This is a genomic window from Tetzosporium hominis (genome assembly GCF_002265435.1).
GTDB lineage: Bacteria > Bacillota > Bacilli > Bacillales_A > Planococcaceae > Chryseomicrobium > Chryseomicrobium hominis.
The window spans coordinates 54294-76448 of record NZ_NOKQ01000342.1 but is presented as its reverse complement, the minus strand read 5'-3'; the positions used below and the strand labels follow the sequence as shown (position 1 = coordinate 76448).

26 protein-coding genes and 1 riboswitch are annotated in these 22155 nt (G+C 45.0%); of the genes, 17 read left to right on the top strand and 9 right to left on the bottom strand.

What is annotated here, in order from left to right; translation table 11 throughout:
• Window positions 1-58 precede the first annotated feature (58 nt).
• The 8 genes from CF394_RS14585 to CF394_RS14550 all read left to right on the top strand — a co-directional run bounded on the left by CF394_RS14585 (window position 59) and on the right by CF394_RS14550 (window position 6370).
• Window positions 59-652: a YkoF family thiamine/hydroxymethylpyrimidine-binding protein gene (locus CF394_RS14585; RefSeq protein ID WP_094944580.1), complete on the top strand. Its 594-nt coding sequence runs from the start codon at window positions 59-61 to the stop codon at window positions 650-652.
• Window positions 642-1220 (top strand): ECF transporter S component, encoded by a 579-nt coding sequence (locus CF394_RS14580; protein ID WP_094944578.1) that lies wholly within the window; start codon window positions 642-644, stop codon window positions 1218-1220. The genes CF394_RS14585 and CF394_RS14580 overlap by 11 nt, the downstream gene beginning before the upstream one ends.
• Window positions 1213-2610 (top strand): ABC transporter ATP-binding protein, encoded by a 1398-nt coding sequence (locus tag CF394_RS14575; protein WP_207761741.1) that lies wholly within the window; start codon window positions 1213-1215, stop codon window positions 2608-2610. The genes CF394_RS14580 and CF394_RS14575 overlap by 8 nt, the downstream gene beginning before the upstream one ends.
• Complete coding sequence (locus CF394_RS14570) at window positions 2573-3280, top strand: energy-coupling factor transporter transmembrane component T family protein (RefSeq protein ID WP_094944574.1); 708 nt, start codon at window positions 2573-2575, stop codon at window positions 3278-3280. The genes CF394_RS14575 and CF394_RS14570 overlap by 38 nt, the downstream gene beginning before the upstream one ends.
• A 47-nt stretch (window positions 3281-3327) precedes the next feature.
• Entirely contained in the window at window positions 3328-4230 is a 903-nt protein-coding gene (locus CF394_RS14565) for a DMT family transporter (protein ID WP_094944572.1), read from the top strand.
• Window positions 4231-4338: 108 nt separating this feature from the next.
• A complete protein-coding gene (locus tag CF394_RS14560; protein ID WP_165767577.1) occupies window positions 4339-4806 on the top strand; it encodes an RNA polymerase sigma factor in 468 nt (155 codons plus the stop codon).
• Window positions 4807-4809: 3 nt separating this feature from the next.
• Complete coding sequence (locus CF394_RS14555; RefSeq protein ID WP_094944569.1) at window positions 4810-5661, top strand: hypothetical protein; 852 nt, start codon at window positions 4810-4812, stop codon at window positions 5659-5661.
• A gap of 55 nt (window positions 5662-5716) precedes the next feature.
• Window positions 5717-6370: a hypothetical protein gene (locus CF394_RS14550; RefSeq protein WP_094944568.1), complete on the top strand. Its 654-nt coding sequence runs from the start codon at window positions 5717-5719 to the stop codon at window positions 6368-6370.
• Between the two features lie 39 nt (window positions 6371-6409).
• Here the strand turns inward: CF394_RS14550 and CF394_RS14545 are convergent, their stop codons facing one another.
• Together CF394_RS14545 and CF394_RS14540 are read right to left on the bottom strand one after the other, a co-directional pair.
• Window positions 6410-7447 carry a ribonucleotide-diphosphate reductase subunit beta gene (locus CF394_RS14545; RefSeq protein ID WP_094944566.1) on the bottom strand — a complete coding sequence of 346 codons (1038 nt, stop codon included), beginning with the start codon at window positions 7445-7447 and terminating at the stop codon, window positions 6410-6412.
• Window positions 7448-7460: 13 nt separating this feature from the next.
• A complete protein-coding gene (locus CF394_RS14540; protein WP_094944564.1) occupies window positions 7461-9677 on the bottom strand; it encodes a ribonucleoside-diphosphate reductase subunit alpha in 2217 nt (738 codons plus the stop codon).
• A gap of 132 nt (window positions 9678-9809) precedes the next feature.
• Window positions 9810-9992, bottom strand: a riboswitch (cobalamin riboswitch).
• A 160-nt stretch (window positions 9993-10152) separates the two neighbouring features.
• Between CF394_RS14540 and CF394_RS14535 the strand changes: the two genes are divergently transcribed.
• Window positions 10153-10710, top strand: coding sequence for a ribonuclease FAU-1 family protein (locus CF394_RS14535; RefSeq protein WP_094944563.1), 558 nt, complete (start codon window positions 10153-10155; stop codon window positions 10708-10710).
• A 493-nt stretch (window positions 10711-11203) separates the two neighbouring features.
• Here CF394_RS14535 and CF394_RS14525 read toward each other — a convergent pair whose 3' ends face one another.
• Both CF394_RS14525 and CF394_RS14520 read right to left on the bottom strand, forming a co-directional pair.
• Entirely contained in the window at window positions 11204-12031 is an 828-nt protein-coding gene (locus tag CF394_RS14525) for an undecaprenyl-diphosphate phosphatase (protein ID WP_094944560.1), read from the bottom strand.
• Between the two features lie 9 nt (window positions 12032-12040).
• A complete protein-coding gene (locus CF394_RS14520) occupies window positions 12041-12652 on the bottom strand; it encodes a DedA family protein (RefSeq protein ID WP_094944558.1) in 612 nt (203 codons plus the stop codon).
• A gap of 218 nt (window positions 12653-12870) precedes the next feature.
• On the opposite strand from CF394_RS14520, the gene CF394_RS14515 reads away from it, so the two are divergent.
• From CF394_RS14515 to CF394_RS14480, 8 genes are all read left to right on the top strand, one after another.
• On the top strand, window positions 12871-13218 hold the full coding sequence (locus CF394_RS14515; protein ID WP_094944557.1) for a lmo0954 family membrane protein: 348 nt from the start codon (window positions 12871-12873) through the stop codon (window positions 13216-13218).
• 13 nt (window positions 13219-13231) lie between these two features.
• The gene (locus tag CF394_RS14510; protein ID WP_094944555.1) at window positions 13232-13903 is read left to right on the top strand and encodes a PspA/IM30 family protein; all 672 of its coding nucleotides are present in this window, start codon (window positions 13232-13234) and stop codon (window positions 13901-13903) included.
• Between the two features lie 49 nt (window positions 13904-13952).
• Entirely contained in the window at window positions 13953-14651 is a 699-nt protein-coding gene (liaF, locus tag CF394_RS14505; RefSeq protein ID WP_094944553.1) for a cell wall-active antibiotics response protein LiaF, read from the top strand.
• Window positions 14648-15676 (top strand): sensor histidine kinase, encoded by a 1029-nt coding sequence (locus tag CF394_RS14500; RefSeq protein WP_106408214.1) that lies wholly within the window; start codon window positions 14648-14650, stop codon window positions 15674-15676. Before liaF ends, CF394_RS14500 begins: the two co-directional genes overlap by 4 nt.
• Entirely contained in the window at window positions 15673-16308 is a 636-nt protein-coding gene (locus tag CF394_RS14495; protein WP_094944551.1) for a response regulator, read from the top strand. The genes CF394_RS14500 and CF394_RS14495 overlap by 4 nt, the downstream gene beginning before the upstream one ends.
• 71 nt (window positions 16309-16379) lie before the next feature.
• Window positions 16380-17822: a magnesium transporter CorA family protein gene (locus CF394_RS14490; protein ID WP_094944549.1), complete on the top strand. Its 1443-nt coding sequence runs from the start codon at window positions 16380-16382 to the stop codon at window positions 17820-17822.
• A gap of 77 nt (window positions 17823-17899) precedes the next feature.
• A complete protein-coding gene (locus tag CF394_RS16195) occupies window positions 17900-18586 on the top strand; it encodes an ATP-binding cassette domain-containing protein (protein ID WP_094944547.1) in 687 nt (228 codons plus the stop codon).
• A 60-nt stretch (window positions 18587-18646) separates the two neighbouring features.
• Window positions 18647-19459 (top strand): aldo/keto reductase, encoded by an 813-nt coding sequence (locus CF394_RS14480; RefSeq protein WP_094944545.1) that lies wholly within the window; start codon window positions 18647-18649, stop codon window positions 19457-19459.
• A 179-nt stretch (window positions 19460-19638) separates the two neighbouring features.
• Here CF394_RS14480 and CF394_RS14475 read toward each other — a convergent pair whose 3' ends face one another.
• The 5 genes from CF394_RS14475 to CF394_RS14455 form a co-directional block, all read right to left on the bottom strand.
• Window positions 19639-20259, bottom strand: coding sequence for an FMN-binding negative transcriptional regulator (locus CF394_RS14475; protein WP_094944544.1), 621 nt, complete (start codon window positions 20257-20259; stop codon window positions 19639-19641).
• Window positions 20259-20789, bottom strand: coding sequence for a GNAT family N-acetyltransferase (locus tag CF394_RS14470; protein ID WP_094944542.1), 531 nt, complete (start codon window positions 20787-20789; stop codon window positions 20259-20261). Before CF394_RS14470 ends, CF394_RS14475 begins: the two co-directional genes overlap by 1 nt.
• Window positions 20790-20805: 16 nt before the next feature.
• Window positions 20806-21258: a MarR family winged helix-turn-helix transcriptional regulator gene (locus tag CF394_RS14465; protein ID WP_094944540.1), complete on the bottom strand. Its 453-nt coding sequence runs from the start codon at window positions 21256-21258 to the stop codon at window positions 20806-20808.
• A gap of 114 nt (window positions 21259-21372) precedes the next feature.
• Complete coding sequence (locus tag CF394_RS14460; RefSeq protein ID WP_094944538.1) at window positions 21373-21741, bottom strand: MmcQ/YjbR family DNA-binding protein; 369 nt, start codon at window positions 21739-21741, stop codon at window positions 21373-21375.
• A 4-nt stretch (window positions 21742-21745) separates the two neighbouring features.
• Entirely contained in the window at window positions 21746-22117 is a 372-nt protein-coding gene (locus CF394_RS14455; RefSeq protein WP_165767576.1) for a DUF2750 domain-containing protein, read from the bottom strand.
• Window positions 22118-22155 lie beyond the last annotated feature (38 nt).

The following is a 22155-nucleotide window of genomic DNA, read 5'->3' as shown; positions in this document are numbered from 1 at the left end:
ACATCTTTCGCGGATGTAGCTTTTTTCTTTTTCTCATAAAATTTAAGGAGGCGTTCCCATGCACTGTGGAACAAGTAAAATCATCGGCTGTCGTTTCTCTTTACATCCGATGGATTCAGAATTCATTTCAATCATCAAAGGCGCACTAGCAGAAGTCGATCTATCTGCTGTTTGGCGTCATACCGATGACGTCTCGACTGTCATTCGAGGTGAAGGCCCACATGTCTTCAACGCTCTGGCAGCCCTAACCGAAAAAGCGGCCTCTCATGGCAAGCATATGGCGATGAATGCAACCTTTTCTGTGGGGTGTCCTGGAGATACGTCAGGTGATAGCTATATGGGCATCGACCTCGCTGCGAAGAACGAGATTCCTGAAGGGCCTTACGTATCCAGTCAGTTCTCTCTGTATCCATTGAATCAAAGCGACTATATGGAGACTATTTACCGTGAAATCGACCGTGCTAAAGAGCGCGGTGTCTACAATGAGTCTATGCATTATGCGACAGGCATCCACGGGTCTCTTCGTGATGTGTTTGCCTTTTATGAAGAGACTTTTAGCGAAGCACAAATTGGTGAGCACCCACACGTCGTCATGACGATTAACATGAGCATTCACAGCCCTTCGCATGGAGGTGGCACTGATGCTCGCTAACTGGAAGCTGAAAGAAGTCGTGTTAATGTCGCTACTTGCCGTCGTATTCGGAATCATTTACTTGGTGTTCTTGCATGTTGGAAACATCTGGTCGAGTTTGATTGGACCTATTGCGTACGAATGGATCTTTGGTGTTTGGTTCCTAGTCTCGATTGTAGCGATGGCTATCATTCGCAAACCTGGTGCTGCTGTCATTCCTGAAGTAATGGCGGCTGCTATTGAAGTGTTACTTGGAAATGCAGTGGGTCCTCGTTTGATTTTGACTGGCCTCGTACAAGGACTTGGTGCGGAAGCTGCTTTTGCCATCACCCGCTACCGTCGATTTGATATGCCAGTATTGATTTTGGCTGGTGTCCTTGCTTCTGTCTTCAGTTTTGGATACGGCTATTTGCTTGGTGGATTCTCTGCGCTGTCTCCTTGGTATGTACTCCTCATGCTTGGCATTCGCATTTTAAGTGGTGCTGTCATTGCGGGATATGGTGGAGGTTTACTCGTAAACGGATTGTATGCAACGGGATCTCTTCGTGGCTATGCGATTGCCCGTCAAAAGCGTGATGTTCGTGTCTGACGTACTTGCATTTTCAGATGTGGCGTTTCGCTACCCTGACGAACCATCGCCAGTCCTAGAAAACGTCTCTTTGAAACTTCACGTGGGTGACAAATGGCTTGTTAAAGGACCGAGTGGGTGTGGCAAGTCTACCCTATTTTATCTACTAAACGGTCTGTACCCTGAAGCTTGTGACGGGGAACTAACAGGTACTCGCATACTTTTCGGTAAACCGTATGAACAGTACCGACCTGGTGAGATTAGCCAGGTCATCGCGACAGTCTTTCAAGACCCTGACAGCCAGTTCTGTATGCCGACAGTTGAAGAAGAGCTTGCATTCACTTTAGAGAACCAGTCCGTTCCACGTGGCCAGATGGAAGAACAGATTACTCGCATCTTGGAAGAGACGGACCTCACTGCATTTCGTCATCGTGTGATTCAAACGTTATCCGGAGGCGAAAAGCAACGAGTAGCAACGGCTTGTGCCCTCATGATGAAACCTCAAATCGTTCTACTCGATGAACCACTTGCTCATCTGGATCCGATGACGGCACGCGACTATGTTCAGTGGTTTTCGGGACTCCAGCAGCGTCACAAGTGGACTGTGCTTGTGATTGACCACCAAGCAGAACTTTGGGGCGATTTCTTTGACCACGTGGTAGAGCTCGGGGAACACGTCCCGATTTCTGAAACCAAACGAATAGCTTCCTCTAGTTCAAAACCCCTTTGCTCCGGTTTATTCAAAGCAAGAGTCAATGTTCCTGGAATTTTGAACACTGCGGAATTGCAACTAGAATCAGGAACGATCACCGTGCTGGCTGGACCAAACGGTGCTGGCAAATCTACACTGCTTAAAGCTGTAGCAGGTCTAATCCCTTCTGCAGAACGCGAGGTAACTACCTCAGCCATCGGTTATGTTCCTCAGTCTCCAGAATTTTTGTTCATGACCCCTTCTGTGAGACAGGAAGTTGCCTTCGGCGGAGGCATGCATACAGAGGAGTTTATTCGTAAACTTCTACTTACTGAAGTGGCCAGTTCCAATCCTTTCGCCGTGAGTCAGGGACAAAAACGCCGGACGGCACTCGCTGCCATGTTGAATGATGGACGTCCCGTATTGCTGCTCGACGAGCCTACAGCTGGGCAAGATGCTTATGCATTAGAAGAGTTAGAGGACGCGCTTTTTCAAGTAGCAGCAGACGGAGCTGCGCTTTTAGTAGTGACCCATGACATGAATTTTGCCTCGCGTATTGCAGACTCGTTACTCCTTATACGAGATGGTGACGTGAGTGGACCTTTCGTCCCGAGTAGTGTTTTCTCCGATACGGCACTTCTTGAACTGTACCGTTTAGTGGCACCGGAAGGAGGCTTTATAGATGTCGAAATGGCTACACCGCTTGAATCCTTCCGTTAAAATGCTTGTGACCTTTGTGTTTATCTTTGCTCTCGCATTTTACTTTGATCCATGGACACCTCTCTTAATGTTCGGTGCTGTGCTGGTAGTTCAGCTTCTGTTCTCTCGCATCGATTGGAAGCGCTGGTTGCTATTGATGCTGCCATTTGCTCTTGGCGCCATTGGATACTTTTGGACGACATATGTGTTTGGTACGGCTGAGGACCGTTTGGCCACCGCCTTGTCTTTAAGCTTTCGAGTCTTTGCTTTTTCTTCCTTGTCATTGTTGTTTGTTTTGACGACTTCACCAATGACCTTCATTATGAGCTTGATGCAACAGCTGAAGTTGTCACCTAAACTTGCCTACAGTTTACTTGTCGGTTATCAGTTCTTGCCTGTACTTAAAGAAGAATTCATTCAGATTCGACAGGTCCAGCAACTTAGACGACCTCAACACAATCAGACGACTTGGAGTCGCTTAAGAACATTGCCTACAGTGGCGATACCACTTCTTGCAGGCGCTGTCCGAAAAGCCGAGAAGACAGCTTTTGCGATGGAAGCTCGTGGGTTCACAGGAAGCCATGAACGCACCTATTTTCACGAAGTTAAGTGGCACCGTTTCGACCTCTATTTTACGGCACTTTTAGTTCTGATTTTCTCAACCTGTCTGGTTGTGGGCGCTTTTCTTTGATTCCGTGTTCCGGGTTGCTACAATGCAACTAGAAAGGTCGGATACATATGAATCTACAAAAGAAATGGGTCATGGTCGTCGTTGCGATCTTTTGTGCTCTGTTATGGGGAAGCGCGTTCCCTGCCCTGAAACTGTCTTATAGCGAGCTTGGAATTCCCAGTACCGGAATAGCAGAACAGATGTGGCTTGCGGGACTGCGCTTTCTGTTTGCGGGGCTTGCCGTCCTGTTAGGACTGTTACTCATTAAACGAAGCGCATTACAACTCACTCGACGCCAATATGGAATCTTATTGATTTTCGGAATCGTCCAAACGACGCTCCAATATCTATTCTTTTATGTCGGAGTATCGAATACGTCTGGTGTGCAATCTTCTATTATCATTTCAAGTAATACCTTTTTCACAATCTTACTTGCTCATTTTATCTATGCCAATGACCGTCTCGGTTGGCAAAAATGGGTAGGCCTTGCAGCAGGATTTACGGGAATCTTTTTTGCCAACTGGGGGCAGTCCTTTGACGGCAGTTTTCAGTTTTTAGGAGAAGGATTCTTGTTGCTATCTGCCCTCACGAGCGCTATCGGGACTATTATGGCAAAAGAAATGGGAAAAGGGATTCATCCGTTCACCCTGTCCGGCTGGCAATTGACGTTAGGTGCGATTTTATTACTGGTCACCTCCTTCCCTTTTGCAGATACAGGTTCGCTAACCTGGACACCACTTGCAATTGGTTTACTTATATACATGGTAGTTCTATCTGCAATCGCTTTTGCTCTTTGGTTTGCGATTCTTCAGTATCATAAAGCGAGCCATGTCGGCATTTACAAGTTTTTCGTACCTGTCAGTGGCGTGGGATTGTCTGTCCTGCTCTTACCTGGAGAGACGTTTACATGGCCCATCCTAGTGGCCCTCGTTTTTGTCGCCTTTGGAATCTATAGTGTGAACCGTTCGTAATAAGACCGCCTACTTTGGGCGGTTGTTTTTTTTTGAGATTTTTTCAAATCTCGTCAACTTTTTTTGATGCAACGAGGTACTATAGGTGTAATAACAAGGAGGGCTTGTATGGACCGGTCACAATTCCAACAACTGTATACAGACTTTGCCCCCGATTTGTACCGCATGGCACTTGCCATCACGGGACGCCGTGAGTTAGCAAAGGATGCGCTTCAAGAAACATTTCTTCGCGTCTATCGATTTTCAGATCAGTGGGATTCGTCACGCCCGATTCGGCCATGGTTGTATCGCATCTTGATCAATGAATGTCACCGATTACTCAAAAAAGAGAAACTTCATATTCCTATGGAAACATATCTCATAGAGACTCAAGTCCCTTCACAGGAAGTACGAGTCGATATTTTAGATGCCGTGGCCACTTTGCCTGAAGAATATCGTGTTCCCCTACTTTTGAAATATATGGAGAACTGGAAAGAGCGCGAAATTGCGGAGGCGCTGTCTTTGAATCTCAATACTTTAAAATCGAGACTCACTAAGGCGCGGGCCTTGATGCGCGAAGCCTACGGGGAGGGATGACTTATGGAAAAGTGGGAACAGGAATTGAAACAGTTTAAAACCGAACATCAGCAAGACTTAGAAGAAGTCTGGCGCTCTCTGGATCAAGTGCTTGTAAAGGAACAACGCCGAAAAAGGAGGAAACAAGTCATGAAACGATTTACTCTTGCAGGGGCAGCTCTGATTGCACTGTTAATAGGAGCTACCCTATTTTTAACGATGAATGGAAATGACACAGAGCAAGCGGTAGAAACACCTGAAGTGACAACCCCAGAACCGTCGCCTACTCCCCCTTCCTCAAATGCTTCTGAAGAGGAAGAACTGACTGAGGGAGAACCCGGGTATACTGAACAAGAGCTCACTAAACTGAATGACTCTTATCCGGAAGAACAAGAAGTACCTCTGGAAATCGAGGGGATGACAGAGCAAATTCAGATGGTACGAGTGGTTCCTGGAAACTTTGGCTACGTGTTTTATGCAGATGACGAACGTTACGAAATCGCATTTGATGAAACGACGACTTCCGTTAAGGCTCGGGATCAAATCGGTGGTGACTATCCTGAGGTTGGTTTTCAAGTCGAAATGATTCCTGATAAGAAACCAACAGAAGTGGCTTCGGAACAAGTTGCTCTACTCGAGCAAGACTTTCCTGGAGCAACGATTGAAGCAGAGCCCGTGACGGAACCAGTAGTTGGCTATAAACTGCACGTTCGAGAAGGAGACGCCCCGTCGAGTGAAGTAAGAACCGTTTACATTTTGGATAAACAACATGAAGAATCGACAATCGTCATTACACAAACTGTGTTTTTAGAAGCACAAGAAGGGCATGGTGCGCGATTCCATTCTATGCTGAAGACATTTACTGTACTAGACTAGGTGTGAGCACGGGAGAATCGGGAATAAAAGGACTAAGGAAGGGAGAGGTTTAGTAATGCGCAAATCGATGCTTTATGCACTCGTATTGACAGCTCTCATGATTGGTCTGATTTTTTTCTTATCCTCTGACTACCTCCCGAATAAACCAGGTGAGTTGGTTGATGAACAAGAAATAGATGAATCCAAACCTGCTGATGAGCAAGAAGTGGTTACCACTCCTGATGTCACGGAACATCCTGAAACTAAGAAGCTTGCCATTGAAATCGATGGTTCTGAAGAAATGGTAGAACTCAAGCGATATTCAGATGAAACGAATACATTTGTTATTTATATAGACGAGGAACACTTTACTTATGAAGAAGGTTTGAGCCAAACGATCACTTCCAAAGAAAGTCGACTCGCAACGCTCACAATTGAAGGAATCCCTGACCAAACTCCTGAAGAAGTAGCTCGAACACGCGCAGAACAGTACCGCGAGGATTTTTCTGTTAATGGACCTAGCTCCATTACAGACCCTGTAGATGGTCTCCATTTAAAAGGAACATCTGATGGCGAGATTTTGAATGTCTATATAGCTAGCAACCCTGCACAGGATACCGTATTTGTTGTAACAGCTCGCTATCCAAAAGCGGCGGAAAACACAATTGGCGCCCGTATCGAGGCGATGGCAAAGACGTTTGAGATGGAAGACACGCGAGATGTTCAATAAGTGAAAGGCCCCTCAATAATGGAACTGAGGGGCCTTCTTTTATAAATCATCGAAGCCGTTATCGACAACATTCACTTTCACGTACTGGCGAGATTTCTGCTCAAAGAAGTCCGTCTTTCCTTGATCGACTTCCTCATACGCCTTAATCCAGCGAATCGGATTTTGACGAACTGCAGGATACGGCTTCTCTGCACCCAATTGATTGCATCGTACATTTGCCATAAAGCGAATGTACTCTTCAACATCGTCCACTTCTAAACCATCAATCTTCGTACCAATGACTTCATATGCCCAGTCAATCTCGAGCTCTGCTGCTTCTCGGAACGTCGCCGTCACCTTCGCACGCTGTTCAGGTGTATCGAGATGCGGATGTTCTTCAAGTAACGTCTGATAAATCTTCACGAACAAGTCGACGTGAAGCTGCTCATCTCGGTTGATGTAGTTAATCATCGTACTGGTAGCAACCATCTTCTGATGACGCGCCAGGTGGTAGAAATAAGCGAACCCTGAGTAGAAGAACAGTCCTTCTAAGATGACGTCATAAATGACTGCATCGAGTAATCCCTCTACTGTTGGCTGTTCTGCGAACGATTGATAACCGGACACGACGAAACGATTTCGCGCTTTCAAGCTCTCTTCCGTTCTCCAGTAATCAAACACACGCTTCTGTTCAGATTCACTGACGAGACTCGACAGTACGTACGAATACGAATGGTTGTGAATGACTTCTTGCTGTGCGAGGATAATCATCAGTGCCGATAGACTAGAATCCGTCAGGTAATCCGCAACCTTCCCTGCAAAATCTGTTTGAACGCTGTCTAGTAAAGCAAGCAGTCCAATGATTTTGAGAAACGATTCCCTTTCGTCTTTTGAGAGCTCCGGAAACTGTCGGATGTCTTGGCTCATATTGATTTCAAAGGGTGTCCAGAAGTTCCCTAGCATCTTTTTATACTTTGGATACGCCCAGCGGAACCGGACATCATCCCAGTTCAAGATGTTCGAGGACTCGCCGTTTACGATTCCTGTTGAGCGGTTCGGTGCCTGTTCATCCAGTAACACACGGTGTTTCAATTCCATTCTAGGTTCCCCCTTAGCTTGAGCACGAATCACAGTCGATCAGTTCAATCGATGTGGAACGCACATAATAGGTAGATTTCATTTTTTGCTTCCAAGCATCTAAGTGAAGCGCTAGTAATTCTTTCGCCTGAATCGTATTTTGCACATAAAAGTTTAGAGATATACTTTGGTCGATATGCTTTTGACGTGCCGCATTTTGACGAAGCGTCCAGTGTTGATCGATGTAATACGCCGACTTATAGTACCACGTGGTCTCTTCGTTGAGTTCTGGTGCGGTGACCGGAATCTTATAATCTTTCTTCTCTTCCGAATAGCGTTTCTGGAAGATCGGATCGATGCTCGCTGTCGTCCCTGCAATGATAGCAGTCGACGAGTTCGGTGCCACAGCCATCAAGTAGCCGTTACGAATTCCCGTTTCTTCCACTTGCTTCTTTAGTTGTCTCCACCGAGTACCTGAATAGCCACGCTTCGAAAAGTAACTCCCCGTCTGCCAGTCAGAGCCTTCAAATAATGGATAACTTCCGCGTTCAGCTGCTAGGTCGGCAGACGCTTTAATCGTCAGATAGGCAATGTCTTCATACAACTCGTCTGCAAGCTCCACAGCTTCTTTCGATTCCCAACGGATACCTTTCTTTGCAAGCAAGTGATGCCAGCCGAATGTACCAAGACCGATGCCGCGGTAGCGTAAGTTGGTGCGTTTCGCTTGAGGAATCGGTAAGTCATTTAGCTCGATTACATTATCAAGCATACGCACTTGTACCGGAATCAACCGTTCAAGCACATCGTCTTCCACAGCACGTGCCAAGTGAATCGAAGACAAATTGCAGACTACAAAGTCTCCCGGACGACGCTTCGTTACAATAACATCGTCTTCAATCGTTGTAGATTCAAACGTCGTTGCGGACATGTTCTGCATAATTTCTGTACACAAGTTACTTGAGTAAATCATGCCTTCATGCGAGTTCGGGTTTTGGCGATTCACTTCGTCTCTATAGAAATGGAATGGTACCCCTGTCTCCAACTGACTCTTCATAATACGCTTCATGATGTCGATGGCTGGAATAACTTCTCTTGAAAGTTCAGGATGCTCAACACACGCTTGATACTGTGTGCGGAACGTCCCTCGACCTTCTTGCTCGTCGTATGAGTCTTCTAAAGCAAATCCCATCACCGTGCGAACCTCGTGTGGGTCAAACAGATACCAGTCTTCTCGCGCTTCCACTTTTTCCATGAATAGGTCTGGCAGGCAGATGCCTGTGAAGATATCGTGCGCGCGAAGTCGCTCGTCTCCATTGTTTAGACGTAAATCAAGGAATGCCAAGATGTCTTTGTGCCATGCATCTAAATAAACGGCAATGGCCCCCTGACGCTGACCGAGTTGATCTACGCTGACAGCTGTGTTGTTGAGTTGCTTGATCCACGGAACGACGCCGCTCGACGCATTCTTAAAACCGCGGATACTAGAACCACGACTGCGGACCTTCCCCATGTAGACACCTATACCGCCACCATACTTAGATAGCGTCGCAACATCCGTGTTGCTGTCGTAGATGCCTTGCAGGCTGTCATCTACTGTATCGATAAAACAGCTGGAGAGCTGGCCATTCGGTTTTCCAGCGTTTGCGAGTGTCGGTGTAGCAACGGTCATATAGAGATTACTTAGCGCCCAATACGCTTCTTTCACTTTCGCTAAACGGTCAGTCTTCTCATGACGATGTAGTGTCATCGCAATCATCAACCAACGTTCTTGTGGCAACTCTACGATGTCTCGGTTAAAGTCACGTGTCACATAGCGATCCACTAGTGTCTTTAAGCCGATGTAGGTAAACAGTTCGTTACGTGAGCGGTCTAGCCATTTACTCATCTCAGTTAGTTCCTGCTGACTATAGCTTGTGATAACCTCTGCTTGATACAGCCCTTTCGCCGCGAGACGGTTGGCTTCACGTGCGAAAGCTTTGTGCACGTCCTCTACAGCTACTCCTCGTTTTGCAGCTACTTGGTGATAGAGTTGTTCTTCATAAAGTGTTGCAGCCACAAACGTGTAGTAGGGATGTGTCTCATCGAGAAGGTTCAGTGCTTCTAAAATCATTGCTTGTTGCCAGGCGTCCTCCGCGCCTTCTGGATGACGGATTTTCCAGCGCTTGGAGACACGCCAGAATTCGTCTAGTTGGGCAGCTGTAAATTGCTGCTTCAGTCGTTCTTCACTACGAAAGAGTGTATGAGTCGTCATCGGGATTCCTCCTTTTTGACACAAAAAAGCGACGGCTCCCTTCTTTTCGGGAACCGCCGCTTGAAAACGACGAAAAAACGCGCATGCCGAACCGGCCTCTCACGTTCCCTTCTCAATCCCCGAAGAAGGTGAAGCTCGTGCGAGAACAGGCAGGTCTACTGGCTCGTGCATCTTCCTTCTGCCTTGCCTTCCCACGTTCTCACGCAGTGGCTTGTGTTGGCAGTCGTCCGCACTTACAGTTGCGGGGACAGCTCCAGCTTTTCACTGGATTCCCTATTAAACCATAGATATGGTACCTGTAACTCGCTAAATCACTAAATGTTGTGTACTTGTGTTTTATTAAACCATAGATATTTGGAGAAAGGAAGTCTTGACTTTTGGGAAACTAGTTCAGGTTTTAGAAAGATATTGATCTTATTCCACACTACTTGATGTTTTGCTACAATTACAGGAGTTGGAAAAAGGAGATGGTCAGATGACAGTTCGAAGATATGGAAGTCGGAGTGATTGGAAGCGAATCTTAAAACGAAACTATCAAGAAATGAATGTTCATTGTAAAGAGTTTGAAGGCGTCATAAGCTACCTCGAGATGCATGAAGTGACACATCCTTTAGATGTGAACTATCCACATCAAAGTATACGAATTGTTGATAATGGGTATTCATGGCTCCAGCATTTCCCACTTAATAAGAATCACGCTGTAACCACCATGTTCGATGATGCGGGACAAGTTATTCAAACCTATATAGACATCTGCTTACAAAATGGAGGAGATGAAAACGGACCATGGTGGGATGATCTTTATTTAGATATCATCGTATTTCCTACTGGAGAAGTGTTACTACAGGATGAGGATGAATTGGAGGAAGCCTTGTCGAATGGAACAATTTCAGAGAATGACTATCGACTAGCCTGGAAAGAAGTAAGCCTTATTCGCGAGGCTTTGGCTAAAGATACATTTTCTTTACTTCGTCTGGCACAGCAACATCGGCAGCTCCTCTTATCCACCTCAAAAGATATAGATTCAAACTGAATCAAGAAAAAATCATGCTGAATATAGCTACGATAAATTGTACTATAAAAAGAAAAATTCCTAATTTAATCTTTTTTACTAAGTAGGCTGCTTCTTCTTCAGATGGTTGTTCTTTAACTAATAATTTATAGTTTTTAAATATCCAAAACCATATCACTAGAAATATAGCGACATAGATCACCTTAAAAATCATAGTTCACCTCTTTCCAGCAGAAATCAAACTTTACCCACTTTTGACTGTAAATCATTCACTAAAATTTTAAATGTCAGTTCCAGAATATCATGTTAATTTCTTCATAGAAATTATTTAGAATAAATTTAACGCCCGAACTCGATCTTTTAGCGCCCTACTCACTCCCTTTAACGCCCCCAGCCTTCTCTTTAACGCCCGACCCCTCTCGTTTAACGACTCAAGTGATTTTATGGAACCCAAAAACCCTCGATCACCCAAACAAAAACCCGCTCCCTCAAAAGGGAGCGGGCCAACTAGTTCTTATAAAAATACGATGAATGCTAGAACCGCTGCAAGTACCATACGATAAACCGCAAACGGTGTGAGTTTTACGCGTGCGATGAGTTTCAAGAAGAACTTGATCGAAATCAAAGCGAATACGAAAGCACTAACAAAACCGACTACATAAAAACCTAAATGACTCATATTGATCTCTTCAAAGTTCGAAATCAACGATACAGCACTCGCCCCAAACATGATCGGTACGGCCATGATGAACGTAAAGTCCGCAGCTGTCTTGTGGTCAAGTCCTAATAATACCCCACCGGAAATCGTTGCTCCCGAGCGAGAGAATCCTGGCCATAATGACAGACACTGGATCAAGCCGACTTTTAACGCTTTGCCATACGTCATATCATCAAGCGTGGTAATGCTTGGGTTCTTCGGTCCAAACTTATCAGCGATAATCATGAAAATCGCTCCAACGAACAAGCTTACGATAACCCACTCAATAGTGAACAAATACGAATCAATTACATCTTCAAACAACAATCCTAAAACTCCGGCTGGTAAAATACCGATCAACACATGCCCCACATTGAAACGGTGTCCAGGAGCTTGTCCCTCCATCTTATGTAACCCTACTAAACTCAGTAGACGTTTCCAGAAAATGAACACGACCGCCAAAATCGAGCCAAGTTGAATCACGACTTTAAAAGTGTTCGCTGACCCTTGGCCTAAAAAATCCTTCGTCTGTAGCCACAAATCATCCACGATGATCATGTGTCCAGTTGAGGAGACCGGTGCAAACTCCGTCATCCCCTCTACAAATCCAAGTAATAGTGCTTTTAACAATTCAATAATTTCCATGAGATCTCCTTATGCGTGTTTCTTTTTCTTATTAAAAAACCAAATGAGCCATCCGATGGCAACCACCACTAAAATGATGTAAATAATGTTGGAATAAATATCGAAATAGCCGACTAATGAGTGCCAGTTCTCTCCAAGAGCAGCTCCGGCAGTAACTAGAATCGTATTCCAAATGACCGTTCCGAGAGTCGTGAACAACAAGAACACACTAAAGCGCATGTTCGACATACCTGCTGGGATGGAAATCAAGCTTCTCACTAAAGGGACTAAGCGCCCTAAGAAAACAGCCCATGGTCCAATACGATCAAACCAAGCATCTGCACGATGAATATCTTGTTTCGTAACACGTAACCAGCGTCCGTGCTTTTCAACAATCTTTTCGAGACGCTCTACATCTAACTGCAGACCGATGAAATACAAAATGACAGCCCCTACTACAGAACCGAGTGTCGCTACTGCAATAACACCTGGAATCGTCATCGATGTAGTTGTTGTCATGAATCCGCCAAGCGTCAAGATAATCTCTGACGGTATTGGGGGGAATACATTTTCAATCATTATCAGTAAAAAGACGCCCCAGTAACCGAAGTCACTTAGCCAGTCCGTTATCCATTGTTCCATAATAAGCCGCCTTTACAATAAGTTCGATACGGAAACGTTCCCGAATCGGCTCTATTTGAAACGTCTAGTAGATGAAAAAGTTCCATCCATTAGTATAGCAGATAGCAAGATGTAGTGCCTCTACATCTTAAGACCGATTCGAAAATCGGCACTGCGCCCGTTTGGTGAAGACCGGAACCTCTCTATACTCAAGGTATACAAACAAGGAGGGAAACATGATGAAAAAATTTCTGTACATTGTACTCGGCATCACCGGCGCTATCGTCGTCCTTGCCAACTTGGGCTCGCTGATCGGGCTCGCCTTTTCCGCACTGCTCGTTATTGGAGGACTGCACTACTTCCTTCAAAGTCATTCCACGCTTGGTAAGGTCTTTTGGGCAACTGTTGGAATCGTCGGCCTATTAACAGCTGTCTCTAACATTCCTGCTTTTCTTGGCATCGCTGCTATCGCATTGATCTGGTACGCCATCCGCAAATGGAACGATGAGCCGATCACGATGAAAACGAAATCGAACGACCCTTTTGAAAACTTTGAACGTGAATGGAAACAGATTACACGAAACTAAGGAGGAACCACCCATGACAAACGTATTTCAACGATTAGCTGAAACATTTGAACACGACGTTCGCCAACTATTTAACCGCCAGGAAGTACAAGCATCCACTTCAAAAACAGCTACAAATCCTATTCAAGCCTTGAATACTTATATCAAAGAAGCTGAAAAACGCACCGAGCAGACGAAGCGCTGGGTAGAACGTCAAGCTCAGTTGAAAGCAAAGCTCGAGGAAGAACAGACAGAGGCGAAGACGCTTTTAGTAAAACGCCAAAGTCAGTATGAACTTGCGTTGTTAACAAATGAACAAGATCTAATTGACTATGCGAAGATGGAAGTCGATACTTACGAGAACCGTATTCACGTGCTCACATCTAGCATCCAGCGTGCCACAGAAGAATTGATTCTTCTTGAGCGTAAACACGAAGAGATGAAGCATAAAGTAAAAGATATGAAAGTGCGTCAACTGCAGTTGATGAGCACAGAAAATGTAGCGAAAGCTCATCGTGACATGGATCAAGTGATTGAAGAGTCTCTGAATGCTCGACCACTCGCTTCTCAAGAAGACATGGAACGCTATTTCGAGCAACCCAAAGCTCCTACGCATGAGCCAGAGGCACCTGCTTCGACACTTGAAGAGCGCTTGGAGCAACTGTCAAAAAATCAAGAGACAAAAACTGAATCACGTGTAGAATAGAAAGCAGAGGGAGTTCCCTCTGTTTTTTCCAACGATAGGGGGAAATCACATGTCTTCAAACAACCAGACAAATCGGTATTCGCTTGTGCTAATCGGGTTTATTGCTTTGTTAGCTGCGGAGACCTTATTATTCGAAAACGGTTCAATTGTCGTCGTCGTAGTCGGCCTTGTACTTCTCTATATGGGAATGCGCCGCAGCAACCGCGCTCTTTTTTGGATTGGACTCGTGCTGCTGTTTATCACGGTCTTTTCCATGGTCACGACTCGACTGATTTTATTTAGTTTAGTACTCTACATCTTATATAAAGTGTGGAAGAAAGAGCCTATCCCGTCTTGGGAGCAGCTTCACTTCACGGATTCTGCTACAGACTCTCACGTCTTGCAACAACGCATGTTTTCTACGCAAGTCACATCTTCCGAGCCTTATGCCTGGAAGGACGTGCACATCCAAAGTGTGTTCGGCGAATACGACTTGGATCTGACAAACACCATCTTGCCAAAAGGCACTTCATTTATCTCAATTCGAAAGGTTTTAGGGAAGACGACGATCCTTGTTCCATATGGAGTGAATGTGCGAGTTTACTACTCAACGATGGTCGGAGAAGCTTGCCTATTTGAAGAACCAGTGAAGCGATTGTGGAACCAGAGCTATCATGTCGAAGATCGCATGCAGTTAGACGCGGATACACCTGAACTTATCATTACTGTGGCAAGCTGGCTGGGTGACTTGGAGGTGCTTCGTAAATGAGGCAGTTCTCTATCTTATTTTTAGTCTTCGCCATTATCTGGCATGCATTAGTTTTTACATTGCTGACGTTATTGTGGGGGTGGCCCACGTTTGAAACGTGGTCTCCTCTTTATGAGCAAACATTCGCGGACCTCCCACTTGGATTTTGGATCAGCTTTGTGATTTTCGGAATCAGTCTGCTGTATTTCTTCGTAGCGAAACGCTCAGTAAGTGAACTGGACCGGACGGTTCAATCTGCCCTCACTTCTCTATATGAAGGCGATGGATTGCCGAAACGATTGAATGGTCGTGTCAGCAAACGGCTGGCGACCGGTTTTGAAAGAACTGCTCAACTTCTAGATACACAGCGAAAGACGCTAACTCGTATCTCTGAAGAGAAAGCGGAATCGCAAGCGAAGTTGATTCAAGAACGTGTCGTTGAAGAGCGGCAACGGCTCGCACGAGAACTTCACGATTCTGTATCCCAACAGCTTTTCGGCGCCTCCATGCTCGCGTCGAGCATGATGGAGATCGAGGCACAAAATGGCTCACCTTCACGCAGTCTCGGACAATTAGAACGAGCTATCCATCAAGCGCAGCTTGAGATGCGAGCTCTTCTGCTTCACCTTCGTCCCGCTGGCCTGCATGACCGGACGCTCTCGGAAGGTCTGGATGAGCTTCTCCAAGAACTGCAACAAAAAGTTCAGCTCAAATTAAAATGGCATCTTGATTCTGTAACACTATCTAAAGCTTCAGAAGATCATTTGTTCCGGATTGCCCAGGAAACGCTATCCAATACCCTTCGACACGCACAGGCAACAGAAATGGAGATTCGGTTGATGGATCAGCCGCAGCTCGTCATCTTCCGCGTACAAGACAACGGTGTCGGATTTGATTCGACCCAACTAAAGCCAGGTGCGTACGGTCTAGGCAACGTCTACGAGCGTGCTGTCGAGATGGGTGCCACCGCTAAAGTGGTATCTGTGCCAAATCAAGGTACTTTTGTAGAAGTCCAAGTCCCTAAACGTCAGGAGGAAATTCGATGATTCGTATACTACTAGCAGATGATCATGAAATGGTGCGTATTGGAGTGGCCGCCTATTTGCAGGCCCAACCAGATATGGAGGTTGTCGCGGAAGCTTCAGACGGCGAACAGGCGGTTCATCTCGCTCTCGAACATCATCCCGACGTCATTTTAATGGACATGGTCATGCCAAAGAAAACAGGTGCCGAAGCGACAGCAGCTATTGTCAAAGAGTGGCCGGAAGCGCGTATTATGATGGTGACGAGCTTTATAGACGATGACAAAGTGTACGCGGCTCTTGAAGCAGGTGCAGTGAGTTACTTATTGAAAACATCTAAAGCTTCCCATATCGCCGAAGCCATTCGCAAGACGTATGACGGTCAGGCCGTTCTTGAACCGGAAGTAACCACGAAAATGATGGCTCGTATGCGTACGCCCGAGCATTCCCTGCATGACGATTTAACAGAACGTGAGATGGAGATTTTGCTCTTGATGGCAAAAGGGTTCAGCAATCAAGAAATTGCGGATCATGCCTATATCACTTTGAAAACCGCCAAGACCCACGTCAGCAATATTCTATCTAAATTAGACGTGCAAGACCGGACACAAGCCGTGATCTATGCCTATGAACATCACCTCATTTCTAAAGGGTGAACGTTTACCTTTGACTAAAGAGTGGAACACTGAAAGTACACGAAGCTTTTTAGAGAAAGAAGGCGTAAGCTATGAAACCTGTAGAGTTGACCCCATTAAATATTGAGCATGGTTACGTCAATTTCTTGTTTCCTTTTGCGTTTCATGAGAAGAAGAGACAAGAGCTTATGGAAGAGCTTGAGAATGAAAACTTTACGTTTTTCTGTCTTGATAAGACGGAACTTGAAGATGCTTTTTACGGAGATAAAATAGAAGTGCGACACGCGGAACTGGAACAGTACTTTTTTCCATTTGTAGAGGATAAACTCTTTCCCTCTAAACCAAATCCTGAAGCATTCAGCCGCTTTTCGCGCACGTTCGAAGAGAGTGGCGAACTCCTTGTGGATGGTCGATGCACTCCGTTTCAAATCCACAGTTTAGATATCACCCTATGTCCTTTCGGAATTGGTTTGATGACAATACGTTTAGAAGTGAACGAAAACCATCACTTGCATGATTTCTTAAATTTCGTCCATCATTTCCGAGTAGTAGAAGCTAAACTGGAAGAAGAAAAAGGCGGTATCATTCGAGCAAATGAGCGCACGTATACATCCACTAGTGATTACATATTTGAACACATGATACCTTGCCTGCATCCCTTTATATTACGCGAGCATCGCTTGCCGGGGTATTTTGGAACTCTTCCTTACTTTGAAGATGAACGTATGTATAGTTCGTCGTTCTTGTTTGCGACACCAGGTCAAGAATTGACAGACGATCAAATTTACAGACTCGGTCAACTCGATGGTGTGAACTTAAAAGGAGAGCCTTTTATCTCAAGTACGTCACCTGATTATATTGACCGGTATATGAAGCGGCATACTCATGATCGTTCTGCCCCCTTCACCTATACCGTGACATCGGAGTACACGCATTCTACTGTGACCGTTTGTGACCCCGAAGATATGCATGATGAGCTTCGCCAATTCATGAGCACGCACTATTACAATCTGTTACTGCACTACTTTTACCGTATCATGTTGCTCCGCCTTTCTTTCGAACACAGTAACGTCAGTTGGAAGAAAGATGAATCGTACGTAGAAGAATTGATCGAGATGATCTCCAAGTTCTCGGCTCGCTACTATTTCGGAGAAGTCTCCGTTCGTTCTACAGGAAAAGAACACTCCAAGACCTTTGTCGATATTTTTCATTTGGATGAAACCTTCCGCGAAGTGCGCGATACGTTGAACGAATTGTATCGAACGCAGGAAAATCAAGCGGACAAGCGCCAAAACTACCTCTTATTCATGTTGACAACATTCACGGTAGTCTCTGGAATTTACGGGATGAACTTGGTCATTGAAGACTGGAAAGGCTTTACGGACTGGAGTAAAGTGCCGGGCTATTCCTTCTTCGAGTGGATTTCTTTGATTGTCGCACTGACAGGAATCGGTCTTTCTTTCCTACTGATTTTAGTCACTCTTGGTGGTACCATCCGAAAACGGTACCGTCGTTATAAACGCAGCCAATTCTAAACTTCTCTAGTACCTCTAGAGGAGTTTTTTTAATTATCTCGAATGGTATATAGACAACCTGAAAAGAGGTGTTCGTAATGATTCAGCTCCACTCATTAACCAAAAAGTTTTCAGAGAAACAAGGGTTGTTTGATGTTTCGTTTACTGTTGAACCAGGAACCGTCTTTGGCTTTATTGGTCCAAATGGTGCCGGTAAATCCACAGCTATCCGCCATTTGATGGGCTTATTGAAACCCGATTCCGGTTCCGCGACCATTGGTAGTTTTGATTGTTGGAACGACTCGGAACGTGTAAAAGCGTTAGTCGGGTATCTTCCTGGAGAGATCAGCTTCCCTGCTGACTTGACGGGCGAAGATATTCTGACGCTGACTCGTCGCATGGATAAAACATCTCCCGAGCGAGAGAAAGAACTGCGTGCTTTGTTCCCTCTCGATACCTCAGTGAAAGTTCGCAAGATGTCTAAGGGACTGACTGCGTTATTTGCAGTAGCCCTCTTCTTCTCCACCTTGTTTAATGAGTCGCGGAAGTCGTACCTTCTCGGTGCAGCGCTATTTGGTATCATGGTGGTCTTGATGATCGTCAGTGGTTTGAGCGCGGACTATGAGTGGCTGAAGAACTTCTCTCTCTTCACGTTGCTCGATGCAAACGCCATTATTCAAGGAAATAGCGACTGGATACTCCATTGTGTGATTTTAGCTCTAGTAGCTGTGGTATTCTTCACCCTTTCATCGTTCACGTTTAAACGACGGAACCTGACGCTTTAATGTTTTGAGAATCGAAATACTAGTGGTAAAATGAAGACCGAATCGAAAGGAGAGGTTTTCATGGAATTTGTCACATTAAGTAACGGTACTAAGATTCCCCAAATCGGCTTTGGCGTTTGGCGTGTCGATAACGATACAGAAGCACCATCAGCTGTAGAAGAAGCATTGCGTGCAGGCTACCGCCATATCGATACGGCGGCTGTCTATAAAAATGAAGAAGGCGTTGCAAAAGGAATCGCAGCTTCTGGCGTTGCCCGTGAAGAAATCTTCTTGACGAGTAAGATTTGGAATGACGATATCCGTGAGCGTCGTACGAAAGAAGCATTTGCTGAATCCCTTGAGCGCCTGCAGACGGACTATATGGACCTTTGCTTATTGCACTGGCCAGTAGACGGTATTGTAGAAGCATGGGCTGCGCTTGTTGACCTCTATGAAGAAGGCAAAATCAAGTCGATTGGTGTTTCAAACTTCAAGCAACATCACTTGGACCAGTTAGAAGAAGCTGGCCTAATGAAACCTATGGTGAATCAAATTGAATTGCATCCGCAAAACCCACAACGTGCGTTTGTGACGTCTCTACAAGAGGCTGGCATTCACGTAGAAGCGTGGAGTCCTTTGATGCAAGGGAAGTTCTTAGAGTTCCCACTATTTGAAGAGCTTGCAGAAAAGCATGGCAAAGCCCCTTCTCAAGTCGTACTTCGCTGGCATTTGCAGCACGGTCACATTGCGTTGCCAAAATCCGTCACACCTGCTCGTATCCACGAAAACTTAGCTGTATTTGATTTCGAGCTTTCTGCTGACGACATGGCAGCAATCGATGCCATCGCAACGGATGTCCGTCTAGGTCCAGATCCGGACGAAATTGATTTTTAATTAAATACACATAAATGAACCCCGAATCTTAAATGGATTCGGGGTTTTTGATGTGAGGATTTCTTAATTAACGACCGGTAGGCTGAGTTTAGCGACTGAAGCTGGTGATTTAACGACCTTGAGGCGACGTTTAGTGCCCTGCGAGCTTCCATTTAATGCCCCAAATGATTTTATGGGAACTAATCGCTCGTTCTTAGTCGTTCCATCTCACTAGCGACTTGGCGAGCTCCAGTATCGGGCTCTTCCTTCAATTGGTCAATGATGTTGGCGTAGTCATGATCCTTTCGATTTTGACTCATCTTATAAGCAGCTTGTACTTCCGTAGCATCTACTACAAAGCCTACAATCCCTTTGATTTCTCGCTCAAGAAGTTCTGGTGTTACCGTCTCCCAAAGAACAGGATGTTCCCTATGCTGTTCATAGGTAAACATCAACTGTTTCAAGTCGTCTCGTAGTTCCTCATCGGTCTGTTTTCGAATCGGACCGTAAACATGAACGGCTTGATAGTTCCACGTCGGCACCTGCTCTTCTTCATACCAAGAAGATGATATGTAGGAATGAGGTCCCTGAAAGATCACAAGTGCTTCCTTCGTTTCTTCCCATGTCTTCCATTGAGAATTGCCATATGCAACGTGTCCACTGATTAGCAGGTTCTCACCATCCCTTCGAACAATCACGGGTACATGGGTGGCCAAAGGACGTCCCTCTTTTGTAGTTACAAGTGTCGCAAAGCTATGCGTTTTCAGGAATGACCAAATTTCCTCCGAGTCTTTTATATGGAATCGTTTAGGAATATACATCAGCGCACCTCTTCTTTCACCACTTTTACGAGTATGTAATCAATCTGTTCGTCATCACCCATAAAGAAAGAATGCTGACCTATCCGTTCAAATCCTATCTTTTTGTAAAAAGCTAGAGCATTGTTATTGTTTTCCCAGACACCAAGCCAAATTTTTGATTTCCCTAGTTCCTTCGCTCTCTCCAGCGCTTTATCATAAAGTAGTTTACCTAACCCAAGTTTCTGAAACTCTTGCAAAACATAAATCCGTTCGATTTCTAGATGATCAGCGTCCATAGGCTCTGTCTGTGCAGCCAACTGGTTGATTTTTAAATAAGCGGCGGCTACTCCATCTGTTTCTACTACATAACATTCAGAATGCGGATTCTCCAATTCCTGACGAATCTTGGCATCAGCAAATGCCTTCTCTAGATAGTCGTTCATATTCTCTTCTGTGTTGTAGGCTACGAACGTCTCAAAATACGTTTGGCGACCTATCTGTTGAATAGCGGTTGCATCTTCTATTGTGCATTGTCTTATAGTGAATGGCATCTTCAATCAATCCTTCTTAATAGATTCGTTTGTTTCCTTTTTTCACAGTTTCCCAGTCTTTTTCGATATTCCCTCTAACTTTAACCAACATTTTTTCTAATAGCTTTGCTTCATCCGCATTCAGGCCGTTCAATGCCACTTCCTCTGAATACTTATGCTCTTTAAGAATATTAGGGTATATTTCTAAACCTTTTGCGGTCGGGTATAAATATTTATTTTTACGGTTCGACTTTCCCACTCGTTTTTCTATCAGACCATTAAGCTCTAATTTTTGTATAGCTCTAGCTGCGGTAGTACGATCAACTTTGATTTGTTCCGCTACTTTCTCTTGAATTATGCCAGGCTGCTCGCAAATTCGGACTAAGTATAAGTAATGGCCTTTTGCTAAATCAAACTCTTTAAACTCAATGTTACTGATGGAATCAAGAGCTCTAGCAATCATTCCAATCTCTCTAAGAATCTCCGTCATTTACTCACCTCTGATCTGTCATTTGTTATAGTTAATCTAAACCATTATTGTTGTAAATGCAACAAAAATAGTTGAAGAAAATCCCCCTTCTCGAAAAGAGAAAGAGGATTTGGTTTAGTAATCACCTAAAATTTCACGCTGCGTACGTTTTGGAAGTTTCTCCAACACCTGCTCATACGAATGGCGAATCAACTTCGCAGTCAACTCATCCGGTAACTCTGCATCTCGGTAGATCGAGTTCCAATGCGTTTTGTTCATATAGTACCCAGGAACAATCGCATCATGTTCGGTGCGAAGCTCTTCTGCATAAGAGGGCTCTGCTTTCAGCGTCAAGATGGCCTTTCCCTCTTTGTCGCCACCAAGCATCGCATACATCTTTTCGCCAATCATGTAGCGATCAGCAGTCCACTCTTCTTTGTAATCATGGGTTGTACCAGGCAAGGCAAGAAAGAACGCATGGAGTGCTTCGTTATCGTTTAGCATGTGCTCACGCCTCGCTCTCTAGATCTTCCAAATCTTCGAGCAGTGTTTCTGCTTCTACTAAAATCTCGTCTTTTGCTGTAGAGAATACAGAAATTTGAATCTCGTCTTTTTCAAGACCTGGTAGCCAAGCTTCCATGAATTCATCCAAAGCGATTGGTTTAGGTGTGAACCCAGGCCATTCTTTAGTAGCTTGTTGCTGTGCAAATTCTTCTGAAGGCCAGAAGAAGATGCGCTGTGCACCTTTCGAGTCTTCTGCTGTTGCCCAGCCTTCTTGAAAGAGTCCCCATACTTGTTTGCTCTCTACTACTGTGTGTAAAAAGACTTCATACCGCGTATCTGCCGGTAGACGTGTCAGTTCATGCAATTCTTTCTTCATCCGAACCGCCTCCTTTTCTCTCATCGTACCACAATACG